Genomic DNA, 13,583 nt, shown 5'->3' with positions numbered 1-13,583 from the left:
GTATTAATCATGGAAATCAGTCTGTTACAGGCATTTGCGTTGGGCATTATCGCCTTTATCGCTGGCCTGGATATGTTTAACGGCTTAACCCATATGCACCGCCCGGTGGTTCTCGGCCCGTTGGTCGGGCTGGTACTTGGCGATCTGCATACCGGTATTTTAACCGGCGGTACGCTGGAACTGGTGTGGATGGGACTGGCCCCGCTGGCGGGCGCACAGCCGCCTAACGTGATTATCGGTACTATCGTCGGCACAGCGTTTGCCATTACTACTGGCGTGAAACCCGATGTCGCGGTCGGTGTCGCCGTACCTTTCGCGGTTGCGGTACAGATGGGGATAACCTTCCTGTTCTCGGTGATGTCTGGCGTGATGTCTCGCTGCGACCGGATGGCGGAGAACGCCGATACTCGCGGCATTGAACGCGTGAACTATCTGGCACTGCTGGCACTCGGCACTTTCTATTTTCTCTGCGCTTTCCTGCCTATCTACTTCGGTGCGGAACATGCAAAAACCATCATTGATGTCCTGCCGCAACGATTAATCGACGGCCTCGGCGTCGCGGGCGGCATCATGCCAGCAATCGGTTTTGCCGTGCTGCTGAAAATCATGATGAAAAATGTCTACATCCCCTACTTCATCCTGGGCTTTGTTGCCGCAGCCTGGCTCAAGTTACCGGTGCTGGCTATTGCTGCCGCCGCGCTGGCGATGGCGCTGATCGATCTGCTGCGTAAATCTCCTGAACCGACTCAACCTGCGGCACAGAAAGAGGAATTTGAAGATGGCATCTAATCAAACCACCCTGCCGAACGTCAGTGAAAACGAAGAAACATTGCTGACTGGCGTCAATGAAAACGTGTATGAAGATCAGAGCATTGGCGCGGAACTGACGAAAAAAGATATCAACCGCGTCGCCTGGCGTTCCATGCTGTTACAGGCTTCTTTTAACTACGAACGTATGCAGGCTTCCGGCTGGTTGTACGGTCTGCTGCCTGCTCTGAAAAAGATCCACACTAATAAACGCGACCTGGCGCGCGCCATGAAGGGGCATATGGGTTTCTTCAATACCCATCCGTTTCTGGTGACGTTTGTTATCGGCATTATCCTTGCGATGGAGCGTTCTAAGCAGGATGTAAACAGTATTCAGAGCACCAAAATTGCCGTCGGTGCGCCGCTCGGCGGGATTGGCGATGCGATGTTCTGGCTAACGCTACTGCCGATTTGTGGCGGGATAGGTGCAAGCCTCGCACTACAAGGCTCTATTCTCGGCGCAGTCGTATTTATTGTGCTGTTCAACGTGGTGCATCTTGGTTTGCGTTTTGGTCTTGCGCATTACGCGTATCGAATGGGCGTCGCAGCGATCCCGCTGATTAAAGCGAATACCAAAAAAGTCGGCCATGCAGCGTCTATCGTTGGGATGACGGTAATCGGTGCGCTGGTGGCAACCTATGTTCGCTTAAGTACCACGCTGGAAATCACGGCGGGCGACGCAGTGGTTAAGTTACAGGCTGATGTTATCGACAAACTGATGCCTGCCTTCTTACCACTGGTCTACACCCTGACCATGTTCTGGCTGGTACGCCGCGGCTGGAGTCCGCTGCGCCTGATTGCGGTGACCGTGGTTCTCGGCATCGTCGGTAAATTCTGTCATTTCCTTTAAATACAATGAGGTATTAGATGTTAAGTATTATTTTGACAGGGCATGGCGGATTTGCCAGCGGCATGGAAAAAGCAATGAAGCAAATCCTCGGCGAGCAATCACAGTTTATTGCCATCGATTTTCCCGAAACCTCAAGCACCGCGCTGCTTACATCGCAGCTTGAAGAGGCCATTGCCCAACTGGATTGTGAAGACGGCATTGTTTTTCTGACGGATTTGCTGGGCGGCACGCCGTTTCGCGTAGCTTCAACGCTGGCGATGCAAAAACCGGGCTGTGAAGTGATCACCGGCACCAATTTGCAACTGCTACTGGAGATGGTGCTGGAGCGCGAAGGGTTAAGCGGTGAAGAATTCCGTGTGCAGGCGCTGGAGTGTGGACATCGTGGGCTGACCAGTCTGGTGGACGAGTTAGGCCGCTGCCATGAGGAATGTCCGGTCGAGGAAGGAATATGACACACGTTCTGCGCGCCAGAAGGCTGCTGACTGAAGAAGGATGGCTCGATGACCATCAGTTGCGTATTGCTGACGATGTCATCGCAGCAATCGAACCGATTCCAGTGGGCGTGACTGAACACGATGCGGAACTGCTCTGCCCTGCTTACATCGACACTCATGTACACGGTGGTGCGGGCGTTGATGTAATGGATGACGCGCCGGATGTGCTCGACAAACTGGCAATGCACAAAGCGCGCGAAGGTGTCGGCAGTTGGTTGCCGACTACCGTAACCGCGCCGATTAATGCCATTCATGCGGCGCTGAAACGTATTGCTCAACGTTGCCAACGCGGCGGACCTGGTGCGCAAGTGCTGGGGAGTTATCTCGAAGGACCGTACTTCACGCCGCAGAATAAAGGCGCACATCCGCCGGAGCTGTTCCGCGAGCTGGAAATTGCCGAGCTGGATCAATTGATTGCCGTTTCTCAGCACACCTTGCGCGTGGTAGCGCTGGCACCAGAAAAAGAAGGGGCATTGCAGGCCATCCGCCATCTTAAACAGCAAAACGTACGGGTGATGCTGGGGCATAGCGCGGCGACCTGGCAACAAACCCGTGCCGCGTTTGATGCTGGTGCCGACGGCCTGGTGCATTGCTATAACGGGATGACAGGTTTACATCACCGCGAACCGGGAATGGTTGGCGCGGGATTAACGGACAAGCGCGCCTGGCTGGAACTGATAGCCGATGGGCATCATGTGCATCCGGCGGCGATGTCGCTGTGTTGTTGCTGTGCGAAAGAGAGAATCGTACTGATCACCGACGCGATGCAGGCAGCCGGGATGCCGGATGGTCGTTATACGTTATGTGGTGAAGATGTGCAGATGCGCGGTGGCGTTGTCCGTACCGCGTCCGGTGGGCTGGCGGGCAGTACGCTGTCTGTCGATGCGGCAGTGCGCAACATGGTTGAGCTGACGGGCGTAACGCCTGCGGAAGCGATCCATATGGCGTCGCTGCATCCGGCGCGAATGCTGGGTGTTGATGGTGTTCTGGGATCGCTTAAACCGGGCAAACGCGCCAGCGTCGTTGCGCTGGATAGCGGGCTGCATGTGCAACAAATTTGGGTTCAGGGTCAATTAGCTTCGTTTTAATTGTTTGCTCCGTTGTTGGGCCTTCACTTCCCCCGTAAGGCCTTTCTTTTTCTTTCGTTTTGATCTGAGCAGTGGTGTCGGATGCGACGCTGACGCGCCTTATCCGACCTACAGTTGGTGACCGTAAGGCCGGATAAAGCGTTTACGCCGCATCCGGAAATCCCTTTTGCTTCCCTTATCTTTTCTTTCAACGATCACAGATTTCGTTTTATTTCCCTTTTCTCCATTGAACTTTCAGTTTCTTTTCTATAGATTTTAATCAACGAAAGAAATCACTAAGTGAAATGAAACGAAAGGCAAGCGAAAGCTACCACGCCGGAAGTCAAGTTCATCAGACTAAGGATTGAGTTATGCCAGAAAATTACACCCCTGCTGCCGCGACCACCGGCACATGGACTGAAGAAGAGATCCGCCATCAGCCTCGCGCATGGATCCGTTCACTCACCAACATCGACGCGCTACGTTCCGCACTCAATAACTTCATTGAACCGTTACTGCGCAAAGAGAATCTGCGGATCATCCTGACCGGAGCCGGAACCTCGGCATTTATCGGTGACATCATCGCGCCGTGGCTTGCCAGCCATACCGGCAAAAACTTCAGCGCCGTACCAACCACCGATCTGGTCACCAATCCAATGGACTACCTGAATCCAGCCCATCCGCTGCTGTTGATCTCCTTCGGTCGATCCGGCAACAGCCCGGAAAGCGTCGCCGCCGTGGAGCTGGCGAATCAGTTTGTACCAGAATGCTATCACCTGCCGATCACCTGCAACGAAGCGGGCGCTCTTTACCAAAACGCGATCAACAGCGACAACGCGTTCGCCCTGCTGATGCCCGCAGAAACACACGATCGCGGCTTTGCGATGACCAGCAGCATTACCACCATGATGGCCAGCTGCCTTGCGGTTTTCGCACCTGAGACGATCAACGGCCAAACCTTCCGCGATGTGGCGGATCGTTGCCAGGCGATCCTGACCTCACTGGGCGATTTCAGCGAAGGTGTGTTTGGTTACGCACCGTGGAAACGGATCGTTTATCTCGGCAGCGGTGGCTTACAGGGCGCAGCACGCGAGTCGGCGCTGAAAGTGCTGGAACTGACGGCGGGTAAGCTGGCGGCCTTTTATGATTCCCCGACCGGATTCCGTCATGGACCAAAATCGCTGGTCGATAACGAAACGTTGGTGGTGGTGTTTGTCTCCAGCCACCCTTACACCCGTCAGTATGATCTTGATCTGCTGGCAGAACTCCGCCGTGACAACCAGGCAATGCGCGTAATCGCCATCGCCGCGGAAAGCACCGACGTTATCGCCGCTGGCCCGCATATCATCCTGCCGCCATCCCGTCACTTTATCGACGTTGAACAGGCATTTTGCTTCCTGATGTACGCCCAGACGTTTGCACTCATGCAGTCATTGCACATGGGCAATACGCCGGATACCCCATCAGCCAGTGGCACCGTAAACCGCGTGGTGCAAGGCGTAATCATTCATCCGTGGCAGGCATAAGAGGATCGCATTATGAGCATTATCTCCACCAAATATCTGTTACAGGACGCCCAGGCCAATGGCTACGCGGTGCCAGCCTTTAACATTCATAACGCCGAGACGATCCAGGCGATCCTCGAAGTATGTAGCGAAATGCGATCGCCGGTGATCCTCGCCGGAACGCCGGGGACCTTTAAACACATCGCGCTGGAAGAGATCTACGCCCTGTGTAGCGCCTATTCCACAACCTACAACATGCCACTGGCGCTGCATCTCGACCACCACGAATCGCTGGATGATATTCGCCGTAAAGTCCACGCAGGCGTGCGCAGTGCGATGATCGACGGCAGCCACTTCCCGTTTGCCGAGAACGTGAAGCTGGTGAAATCGGTTGTCGACTTCTGCCACTCCCAGGATTGCAGCGTGGAAGCAGAACTGGGCCGCCTGGGCGGTGTGGAAGATGACATGAGCGTTGACACCGAAAGTGCATTCCTGACCGATCCACAAGAAGCTAAACGCTTTGTCGAACTGACTGGCGTCGACAGCCTGGCAGTAGCGATTGGTACGGCGCACGGCTTATACAGCAAAACGCCGAAGATTGATTTCCAGCGGCTGGCGGAAATTCGTGAAGTGGTGGATGTTCCTCTGGTGCTGCATGGTGCCAGCGATGTCCCGGATGAATTTGTCCGCCGCACTATTGAGCTTGGTGTAACAAAAGTGAACGTTGCCACGGAATTAAAAATTGCCTTCGCAGGTGCGGTAAAAGCCTGGTTCGCGGAAAATCCGCAGGGTAATGATCCTCGTTATTATATGCGCGTCGGTATGGATGCGATGAAAGAAGTTGTCAGAAATAAAATTAATGTCTGTGGTTCAGCGAATCGAATTTCCGCGTAATCATTAATTTTATACGATTTTTCAGAATGCACTGCCCGATTAATATCGGGTAGTGCATTAATGGCAAAGGAGATAACCAAACATTAATAAATACATCAGTACAATGTCTCAATAATAATATATTTAAAAAATTATATTATTCAACTTTATGGTGAGGATGACACAATGAGCAGTCCAAATATTCTCTTAACCCGTATTGATAACCGTCTGGTTCATGGCCAGGTTGGCGTGACCTGGACATCCACTATCGGTGCGAATCTGCTGGTGGTCGTGGATGATGTCGTCGCGAACGATGATATTCAACAGAAATTGATGGGGATTACCGCGGAAACCTACGGCTTTGGCATTCGTTTCTTTACTATCGAAAAAACCATTAACGTTATCGGCAAAGCTGCGCCGCATCAGAAAATCTTCCTGATTTGCCGGACGCCGCAGACGGTACGTAAATTGGTAGAAGGTGGTATTGACCTGAAAGATGTCAACGTCGGTAATATGCATTTCTCGGAAGGGAAAAAGCAAATCAGCAGTAAAGTGTATGTCGATTCTCAAGATCTCACGGACTTACATTTTATTAAACAACGCGGCGTGAATGTTTTTATCCAGGACGTCCCCGGCGATCAAAAAGAACAAATTCCTGACTAAATTTAAAATCGCCTTAATATTGGTTTGAGGTAATAAAAATGCATGAAATAACCCTAATTCAGGGGCTATCCCTGGCGGCGTTAGTTTTCGTTCTGGGGATTGATTTTTGGCTGGAAGCCTTATTTTTATTCCGCCCGATAATCGTTTGTACCCTCACTGGCGCTATTCTCGGTGATATTCAGACTGGCTTAATTACCGGTGGTCTGACAGAGCTGGCTTTCGCCGGATTAACCCCTGCCGGTGGTGTTCAGCCGCCCAACCCGATTATGGCGGGGCTGATGACCACTGTCATTGCATGGTCTACGGGCGTTGATGCCAAAACGGCAATTGGTCTTGGCCTGCCATTTAGTTTGTTAATGCAGTACGTCATTCTGTTCTTCTATTCCGCTTTCTCATTATTTATGACCAAAGCCGATAAATGCGCGAAAGAGGCGGATACAGCAGCGTTTTCCCGACTTAACTGGACAACGATGCTCATCGTCGCTTTAGCGTATGCGGTGATTGCTTTCCTCTGTACTTACCTGGCGCAGGGCGCGATGCAGGCGCTGGTGAAGGCGATGCCCGCCTGGCTGACCCACGGCTTTGAAGTGGCTGGCGGCATTCTACCTGCCGTTGGTTTTGGTCTGCTGCTGCGCGTGATGTTCAAAGCGCAATATATCCCTTACCTGATCGCTGGTTTCCTGTTTGTTTGCTACATCCAGGTCAGCAACCTGTTGCCGGTTGCCGTGCTGGGCGCAGGCTTTGCGGTGTATGAGTTTTTCAATGCGAAATCCCGGCAGCAAGCGCAACCGCAGCCCGTTGCCAGTAAAAATGAAGAAGAGGACTACAGCAATGGGATCTGAAATCAGTAAAAAAGATATCACCCGTCTGGGCTTTCGTTCGTCGCTGCTGCAAGCGAGCTTTAACTACGAAAGGATGCAGGCGGGCGGTTTTACCTGGGCGATGTTGCCGATCCTGAAAAAGATTTATAAGGACGACAAACCGGGCTTAAGCGCGGCGATGAAAGATAATCTCGAATTTATTAATACCCATCCGAATCTGGTCGGATTCCTGATGGGATTGTTAATTTCGATGGAAGAGAAAGGGGAAAACCGCGACACCATTAAAGGCCTCAAAGTGGCGCTGTTTGGCCCAATCGCCGGGATTGGCGATGCGATTTTCTGGTTCACTTTGTTGCCGATTATGGCGGGAATTTGCTCATCATTTGCCAGCCAGGGAAACCTGCTGGGGCCGATTCTGTTCTTCGCCGTTTACCTGCTTATCTTTTTCCTCCGCGTCGGCTGGACCCACGTCGGTTATTCAGTCGGCGTAAAGGCTATCGATAAAGTGCGAGAGAACTCGCAGATGATCGCCCGTTCGGCAACCATCCTCGGGATCACGGTAATTGGCGGGCTGATCGCTTCATATGTGCATATTAACGTGGTAACGTCGTTTGCCATCGACAGTACCCACAGCGTCGCGCTGCAGCAGGATTTCTTCGATAAAGTCTTCCCGAATATTTTGCCGATGGCTTATACCCTGCTGATGTATTACTTCCTGCGGGTGAAAAAAGCGCATCCGGTGCTGTTAATCGGCGTGACTTTTGTGCTTTCCATCGTTTGTTCCGCCTTCGGCATTTTATAAATAAAACGAGGCACTGCGTCTGGCGGTGCCTCAGATTGTTAACAAAAATCGCTTTGTTCATGCCGGATGCGGCGTTACCGCCTTATCCGGCCTACAAAATCATGCAAATTCAATATATTGCAGAAACGATGTAGGCCTGATAAGCGTAGCGCATCAGGCAATTTTGCGTTTGCCATCGGTCTGAGCATCGCACCTGACGGAGCCTCTTTACTTAAGGAATTTCATCCTGTGCAAATCCTTCAGCAAGTTGAAAACTATACGGCGTTAAGTGAACGCGCCAGCGAATATTTATTGGGTGTGATTCGTAGTAAACCGAACGCCGTGATCTGCCTGGCGACCGGAGCCACGCCATTACTGACGTATTATTATCTGGTGGAGAAAATCCACCAGCAGCATGTTGATGTCAGCCAGCTGACCTTCGTCAAGCTCGACGAATGGGTGGATCTGCCATTAACCCTGCCCGGCACCTGCGAGACCTTCCTTCAGCAACATATCGTACAGCCGCTGGGGCTACGTGAAGACCAGTTCATCAGCTTTCGCTCTGAAGATATTAACGAGACGGAGTGTGAGCGGGTAACGAACCTGATTGCGCTCAAAGGTGGTATCGATTTGTGCGTACTTGGACTGGGGAAAAACGGTCATCTGGGGCTGAACGAGCCGGGAGAAAGCCTGCAACCGGCCTGCCATATCAGCCAACTTGATGCCAGAACGCAGCAACATGAAATGTTAATAACCGCGGGTCGCCCCGTAACCCGGGGGATCACCTTAGGACTGAAGGATATTCTCACTGCCCGCGAAGTTTTGCTACTGGTGACTGGCGAAGGAAAGCAGGATGCAACAGCGCGTTTTCTCACGGCTAAAGTCTCCACCGCTATCCCGGCTTCGTTTTTATGGCTGCATAACCATTTCACATGCGTGATTGATGAGATGTGTCGTCGTTAACTCGCCTGGTACAGGCGTTGTAGCTCTATTCCTGCTGCGACGCCTGTAATCAAATCACTCCCCTTGCTGCTCCAGCGCATACTTATACAGAGCATTTTTCTTCACGCCGTGAATCTCTGCCGCCAGCGCCGCCGCTTTCTTCAGCGGAAGCTCGGCCTGTAACAGCGCCAGCGTGCGCAGCGCATCTGCGGGTAAGTCGTCTTCCTGCGCCTTATGGCCTTCGATAATCAGCACCATTTCGCCTTTGCGGCGATTTTCATCTTCCTTTACCCACGCCAGCAGCTCGCCAACGGGCGCGCCGTGAATGGTTTCCCAGGTTTTGGTGAGCTCACGTGCCAGCACCACGTAGCGCGATTCGCCTAATACCGCAACGATATCTTCAAGGCTATCTAGCAGACGGTGGGTCGATTCATAAAAAATCAGCGTACGTGGTTCCGCTTCAATGGCTTTCAACGCATCGCGGCGGCCTTTTGATTTGGCAGGCAGGAAGCCTTCATAACAAAAACGATCTGATGGTAAACCCGCGGCGCTTAACGCAGTGATGGCAGCACATGGCCCCGGTAGTGGCACTATGCGAATCCCCGCTTCACGGCAGGTTCGCACCAGATGGTAGCCCGGATCGTTTATCAGCGGCGTCCCGGCATCGGAAACCAGCGCAATGTTTTGCCCTTCCTGTAGCTTCGCCAGCAGCGTTTCGGCTTTTTGTTGTTCATTATGGTCATGAAGCGCGAACAACCGGGCGTTTATGCCAAAATGTTGCAGCAGTAAACCGGTATGACGGGTATCCTCGGCAGCAATCAGATCAACAGCCTGCAATACCTCAAGCGCACGCTGGGTAATGTCCGCCAGATTACCGATTGGCGTAGGTACAATATAGAGCTGGCCTTGAGAATTATCCGCCGATTGGTGTTGTTTCATTGTGTCGTCCGTATTGCCGATTTAATATTGAGCATTGCGTAAAAAAAATATCACTGGATACATTATGGTACCCTCAACATTTTCTCGTTTGAAAGCCGCGCGTTGTCTGCCTGTTGTTCTGGCAGCCCTAATTTTCGCCGGTTGTGGCACCCATACCCCCGATCAGTCCACTGCCTACATGCAGGGGACGGCGCAGGCCGATTCTGCCTTTTATCTTCAGCAGATGCAGCAAAGCTCCGATGATACCAGGATCAACTGGCAATTACTCGCCATTCGTGCACTGGTGAAAGAAGGTAAAACCGGGCAGGCGGTGGAGTTGTTTAACCAACTGCCGCAAGAACTGAACGATACCCAGCGTCGCGAGAAAACGCTACTAGCGGTAGAGATTAAACTGGCGCAAAAAGATTTTACTGGCGCACAGACCTTGCTGGCGAAAATCACACCTGCCGATTTAGAGCAAAACCAGCAGGCGCGTTACTGGCAGGCAAAAATCGATGCCAGTCAGGGACGTCCTTCAATTGAATTGCTGCGTGCGTTAGTCGCCCAGGAACCTCTGCTCGGCGCGAAAGAAAAGCAGCAGAATATTGACGCTACCTGGCAGGCGCTATCGTCCATGACTCAGGAACAGGCGAATACGCTGGTGATTAACGCCGAAGAAAATATCCTGCAAGGCTGGCTGGATCTGCAACGCGTCTGGTTTGATAACCGTAACGATCCCGACATGATGAAAGCCGGGATCGCCGACTGGCAAAAACGTTATCCGAACAACCCGGGCGCGAAAATGCTGCCAACACAGTTGGTAAACGTAAAAGCGTTCAAACCAGCATCGACCAATAAAATCGCCCTGCTGCTGCCGTTGAATGGTCAGGCTGCGGTATTTGGTCGCACAATTCAGCAAGGCTTTGAAGCGGCGAAAAACATTGGCACTCAGCCAGTGGCGGCTCAGGTAGCTGCCGCACCTGCCGCTGACGTAGCAGAACAACCCCAGCCACAAACCGTGGATGGCGTTGCCAGCCCGGCACAAGCCTCGGTTAGCGATCTAATGGGTGAAGAAACCGCAGCGCAGCCGGTGCCTGTAAGCGCCCCTGCGGCAAGTACTGCGGCGGTAAGCACGCCAGCGAATCCAGCCGCAGAACTGAAAATCTACGATACCTCATCACAACCGCTTAGCCAGATCTTAAGCCAGGTTCAGCAAGACGGCGCGAGCATTGTGGTCGGTCCGCTGCTGAAAAATAATGTTGAGGAGTTGCTGAAGAGCAACACTCCACTGAACGTTCTGGCGCTGAATCAGCCGGAAAATATCGAAAACCGCGCTAATATCTGTTACTTCGCGCTATCGCCGGAAGATGAAGCACGCGATGCGGCACGTCATATTCGTGACCAGGGGAAACAGGCGCCGCTGGTGCTGATCCCGCGCAGTTCGCTTGGCGACCGCGTAGCAAACGCCTTCGCGCAAGAGTGGCAGAAATTGGGTGGCGGCACCGTTCTGCAACAAAAATTTGGTTCCATCAGCGAATTACGCGCGGGCGTGAACGGCGGCTCCGGCATCGCCTTAACGGGTAGCCCGATTACTCCCAGAGCGACAACCGATTCCGGCATGACCACAAACAATCCGACGCTGCAAACCACACCAAACGATGACCAGTTCACTAATAACGGTGGTCGTGTCGACGCGGTCTATATTGTGGCAACGCCGGGCGAAATCGCTTTCGTCAAACCGATGATCGCCATGCGTAACGGCAGTCATAGCGGCGCAACGCTGTACGCCAGTTCCCGCAGCGCACAAGGCTCCGCTGGCCCTGATTTCCGACTTGAGATGGAAGGATTACAGTACAGCGAGATCCCGATGCTGGCAGGCGGTAATCTGCCGTTAATGCAGCAGGCACTAAGCGCGGTGAATAACGATTATTCGCTGGCTCGCATGTATGCAATGGGTGTTGATGCATGGTCGCTGGCAAATCATTTCTCACAAATGCGCCAGGTTCAGGGTTTTGAAATCAACGGTAATACCGGAGGTCTGACGGCTAACCCGGATTGCGTGATTAACAGGAAGTTATCATGGCTACAGTACCAACAAGGTCAGGTAGTCCCCGCCAGTTAACCACTAAACAGACCGGCGATGCGTGGGAAGCGCAAGCGCGTCGCTGGCTGGAAGGCAAAGGACTGCGGTTTATCGCCGCTAACGTGAACGAGCGTGGCGGCGAGATCGATCTGATAATGCGTGAAGGCCAGACCACCGTTTTTGTCGAAGTGCGCTACCGCCGCTCTGCCCTTTACGGCGGCGCGGTAGCCAGTGTGACCCGCAGCAAACAACACAAATTATTACAGACTGCCCGCTTGTGGCTCGCGCGTCATAATGGGAGTTTTGATACTGTGGATTGCCGGTTCGATGTGGTAGCCTTCACCGGGAATGAGGTTGAGTGGATTAAGGATGCCTTTAATGACCACTCATAATTAAGGTTTAAGGATTAGCGTGCAAGAAAGAATTAAAGCTTGCTTCACTGAAAGCATTCAAACTCAAATTGCGGCGGCAGAGGCGCTTCCGGATGCCATCTCCCGTGCAGCCATGACGCTGGTTCAGTCTCTGCTCAATGGCAACAAAATCCTCTGTTGTGGTAATGGAACCTCCGCTGCCAACGCACAGCATTTTGCTGCCAGCATGATCAACCGTTTCGAAACGGAGCGGCCCAGCCTACCTGCCATTGCACTAAATACTGATAATGTTGTCTTAACGGCGATTGCCAACGATCGCTTACATGATGAAGTGTATGCAAAACAGGTGCGGGCGCTGGGTCATGCGGGAGATGTATTGTTAGCCATTTCCACCCGTGGCAACAGCCGCGATATCGTAAAAGCGGTTGAAGCCGCCGTTACGCGTGATATGACCATTGTGGCATTAACCGGCTATGACGGCGGTGAACTTGCTGGTTTGTTAGGGCCACAGGATGTAGAGATCCGCATTCCTTCACATCGTAGTGCTCGCATTCAGGAAATGCATATGCTGACGGTAAATTGCCTGTGCGATCTGATCGATAACACGCTTTTCCCTCACCAGGATGATTAAGGAGAATACATGAAGGCATTATCGCCAATCGCAGTCCTTATTTCCGCGCTGCTGTTGCAAGGTTGTGTTGCCGCTGCCGTAGTGGGTACCGCTGCTGTGGGTACCAAAGCCGCAACTGACCCACGCAGTGTCGGTACCCAGGTGGACGATGGTACTCTGGAAGTGCGCGTGAACAGCGCATTGTCGAAAGACGAACAGATTAAGAAAGAAGCGCGCATTAATGTAACGGCCTATCAGGGCAAAGTGCTGCTGGTTGGGCAGTCACCAAACTCTGAGCTTTCGGCTCGCGCCAAACAGATTGCTATGGGCGTAGACGGTGCCAACGAAGTGTATAACGAGATTCGTCAGGGCCAGCCGATTGGTCTGGGCGAAGCGTCTAACGATACGTGGATCACCACCAAAGTGCGTTCGCAGCTCTTAACCAGCGATCTGGTGAAATCGTCCAACGTGAAAGTGACCACCGAAAATGGTGAAGTGTTCCTGATGGGGCTGGTGACTGAACGTGAAGCGAAAGCAGCGGCAGATATTGCCAGCCGGGTGAGCGGCGTAAAGCGGGTAACCACGGCGTTTACGTTTATTAAATAGCAGCCCTTGTAATGCCTGATGCGACGCTTGCCGCGTCTTATCAGGCCTACAACGATACAAACGTAGGCCGGATAAGGCGTTTACGCCGCATCCGACTGCTGTTGCCTGATGCGACGCTTGCCGCGTCTTATCAGGCCTACAACGACACAAAACGTAGGCAGATAAGGCGTTTACGCCGCATCCAACTGCCGT

Annotated in this window: 16 protein-coding genes; 15 read left to right on the top strand and 1 reads right to left on the bottom strand. The window is 52.7% G+C overall.

Annotated features, from left to right (window positions below):
* Positions 1-9 precede the first annotated feature (9 nt).
* The 10 genes from agaW to AACU94_RS00175 all read left to right on the top strand — a co-directional run bounded on the left by agaW (position 10) and on the right by AACU94_RS00175 (position 8,824).
* Positions 10-789, top strand: a complete 780-nt coding sequence (gene agaW / locus AACU94_RS00220; RefSeq protein WP_000406214.1) for a PTS N-acetylgalactosamine transporter subunit IIC — start codon at positions 10-12, stop codon at positions 787-789.
* Positions 779-1,657 (top strand): PTS N-acetylgalactosamine transporter subunit IID, encoded by an 879-nt coding sequence (gene agaE / locus AACU94_RS00215; protein ID WP_001295548.1) that lies wholly within the window; start codon positions 779-781, stop codon positions 1,655-1,657. The genes agaW and agaE overlap by 11 nt, the downstream gene beginning before the upstream one ends.
* A gap of 17 nt (positions 1,658-1,674) precedes the next feature.
* Complete coding sequence (gene agaF, locus AACU94_RS00210; protein ID WP_000948824.1) at positions 1,675-2,109, top strand: PTS galactosamine/N-acetylgalactosamine transporter subunit IIA; 435 nt, start codon at positions 1,675-1,677, stop codon at positions 2,107-2,109.
* Complete coding sequence (nagA, locus tag AACU94_RS00205; RefSeq protein ID WP_135488705.1) at positions 2,106-3,239, top strand: N-acetylglucosamine-6-phosphate deacetylase; 1,134 nt, start codon at positions 2,106-2,108, stop codon at positions 3,237-3,239. Before agaF ends, nagA begins: the two co-directional genes overlap by 4 nt.
* Positions 3,240-3,589: 350 nt before the next feature.
* Positions 3,590-4,744 (top strand): AgaS family sugar isomerase, encoded by a 1,155-nt coding sequence (locus AACU94_RS00200; protein ID WP_135488704.1) that lies wholly within the window; start codon positions 3,590-3,592, stop codon positions 4,742-4,744.
* A 12-nt stretch (positions 4,745-4,756) separates the two neighbouring features.
* Positions 4,757-5,617 (top strand): tagatose-bisphosphate aldolase subunit KbaY, encoded by an 861-nt coding sequence (gene kbaY, locus AACU94_RS00195; RefSeq protein WP_135488703.1) that lies wholly within the window; start codon positions 4,757-4,759, stop codon positions 5,615-5,617.
* A gap of 165 nt (positions 5,618-5,782) precedes the next feature.
* Positions 5,783-6,259: a PTS galactosamine transporter subunit IIB gene (gene agaB, locus AACU94_RS00190; protein WP_130219231.1), complete on the top strand. Its 477-nt coding sequence runs from the start codon at positions 5,783-5,785 to the stop codon at positions 6,257-6,259.
* Between the two features lie 38 nt (positions 6,260-6,297).
* Positions 6,298-7,101 (top strand): PTS galactosamine transporter subunit IIC, encoded by an 804-nt coding sequence (gene agaC / locus AACU94_RS00185; RefSeq protein ID WP_130204632.1) that lies wholly within the window; start codon positions 6,298-6,300, stop codon positions 7,099-7,101.
* On the top strand, positions 7,091-7,882 hold the full coding sequence (gene agaD / locus AACU94_RS00180) for a PTS galactosamine transporter subunit IID (RefSeq protein WP_000534351.1): 792 nt from the start codon (positions 7,091-7,093) through the stop codon (positions 7,880-7,882). The genes agaC and agaD overlap by 11 nt, the downstream gene beginning before the upstream one ends.
* 174 nt (positions 7,883-8,056) lie before the next feature.
* Complete coding sequence (locus tag AACU94_RS00175) at positions 8,057-8,824, top strand: galactosamine-6-phosphate isomerase (RefSeq protein WP_135488728.1); 768 nt, start codon at positions 8,057-8,059, stop codon at positions 8,822-8,824.
* 54 nt (positions 8,825-8,878) lie between these two features.
* Here AACU94_RS00175 and rsmI read toward each other — a convergent pair whose 3' ends face one another.
* Positions 8,879-9,742 (bottom strand): 16S rRNA (cytidine(1402)-2'-O)-methyltransferase, encoded by an 864-nt coding sequence (gene rsmI / locus AACU94_RS00170; RefSeq protein ID WP_135488702.1) that lies wholly within the window; start codon positions 9,740-9,742, stop codon positions 8,879-8,881.
* 64 nt (positions 9,743-9,806) lie between these two features.
* On the opposite strand from rsmI, the gene lpoA reads away from it, so the two are divergent.
* From lpoA to AACU94_RS00145, 5 genes are all read left to right on the top strand, one after another.
* Positions 9,807-11,843, top strand: coding sequence for a penicillin-binding protein activator LpoA (gene lpoA / locus AACU94_RS00165; RefSeq protein WP_135488701.1), 2,037 nt, complete (start codon positions 9,807-9,809; stop codon positions 11,841-11,843).
* A complete protein-coding gene (locus AACU94_RS00160; RefSeq protein WP_130219225.1) occupies positions 11,801-12,196 on the top strand; it encodes a YraN family protein in 396 nt (131 codons plus the stop codon). Before lpoA ends, AACU94_RS00160 begins: the two co-directional genes overlap by 43 nt.
* A gap of 19 nt (positions 12,197-12,215) precedes the next feature.
* Positions 12,216-12,806: a DnaA initiator-associating protein DiaA gene (gene diaA, locus AACU94_RS00155; protein ID WP_001158034.1), complete on the top strand. Its 591-nt coding sequence runs from the start codon at positions 12,216-12,218 to the stop codon at positions 12,804-12,806.
* A gap of 9 nt (positions 12,807-12,815) precedes the next feature.
* Complete coding sequence (gene dolP, locus AACU94_RS00150; protein WP_000646037.1) at positions 12,816-13,391, top strand: division/outer membrane stress-associated lipid-binding lipoprotein; 576 nt, start codon at positions 12,816-12,818, stop codon at positions 13,389-13,391.
* A gap of 11 nt (positions 13,392-13,402) precedes the next feature.
* Positions 13,403-13,583 (top strand): hypothetical protein (locus AACU94_RS00145; protein ID WP_205713087.1); only part of this gene is annotated, 181 nt, incomplete at its 3' end.

The organism is Escherichia sp. E4702 (assembly GCF_963883545.1).
GTDB lineage: Bacteria > Pseudomonadota > Gammaproteobacteria > Enterobacterales > Enterobacteriaceae > Escherichia.
Note: the sequence above shows the minus strand (reverse complement) of the source record. Positions and strands in the feature narration are given on the sequence as shown.

Bases quoted from the DNA above. Each gene is read 5' to 3' on its own strand.
- AACU94_RS00200 (WP_135488704.1), top strand. From the start codon at position 3,590: ATGCCAGAAAATTACACCCCTGCTGCCGCGACCACCGGCACATGGACT.
- agaW (WP_000406214.1), top strand. From the start codon at position 10: ATGGAAATCAGTCTGTTACAGGCATTTGCGTTGGGCATTATCGCCTTT.
- dolP (WP_000646037.1), top strand. From the start codon at position 12,816: ATGAAGGCATTATCGCCAATCGCAGTCCTTATTTCCGCGCTGCTGTTG.
- rsmI (WP_135488702.1), bottom strand. From the start codon at position 9,742: ATGAAACAACACCAATCGGCGGATAATTCTCAAGGCCAGCTCTATATT.
- agaC (WP_130204632.1), top strand. From the start codon at position 6,298: ATGCATGAAATAACCCTAATTCAGGGGCTATCCCTGGCGGCGTTAGTT.
- lpoA (WP_135488701.1), top strand. From the start codon at position 9,807: ATGGTACCCTCAACATTTTCTCGTTTGAAAGCCGCGCGTTGTCTGCCT.
- agaB (WP_130219231.1), top strand. From the start codon at position 5,783: ATGAGCAGTCCAAATATTCTCTTAACCCGTATTGATAACCGTCTGGTT.
- kbaY (WP_135488703.1), top strand. From the start codon at position 4,757: ATGAGCATTATCTCCACCAAATATCTGTTACAGGACGCCCAGGCCAAT.
- agaF (WP_000948824.1), top strand. From the start codon at position 1,675: ATGTTAAGTATTATTTTGACAGGGCATGGCGGATTTGCCAGCGGCATG.
- AACU94_RS00160 (WP_130219225.1), top strand. From the start codon at position 11,801: ATGGCTACAGTACCAACAAGGTCAGGTAGTCCCCGCCAGTTAACCACT.
- agaD (WP_000534351.1), top strand. From the start codon at position 7,091: ATGGGATCTGAAATCAGTAAAAAAGATATCACCCGTCTGGGCTTTCGT.
- nagA (WP_135488705.1), top strand. From the start codon at position 2,106: ATGACACACGTTCTGCGCGCCAGAAGGCTGCTGACTGAAGAAGGATGG.
- agaE (WP_001295548.1), top strand. From the start codon at position 779: ATGGCATCTAATCAAACCACCCTGCCGAACGTCAGTGAAAACGAAGAA.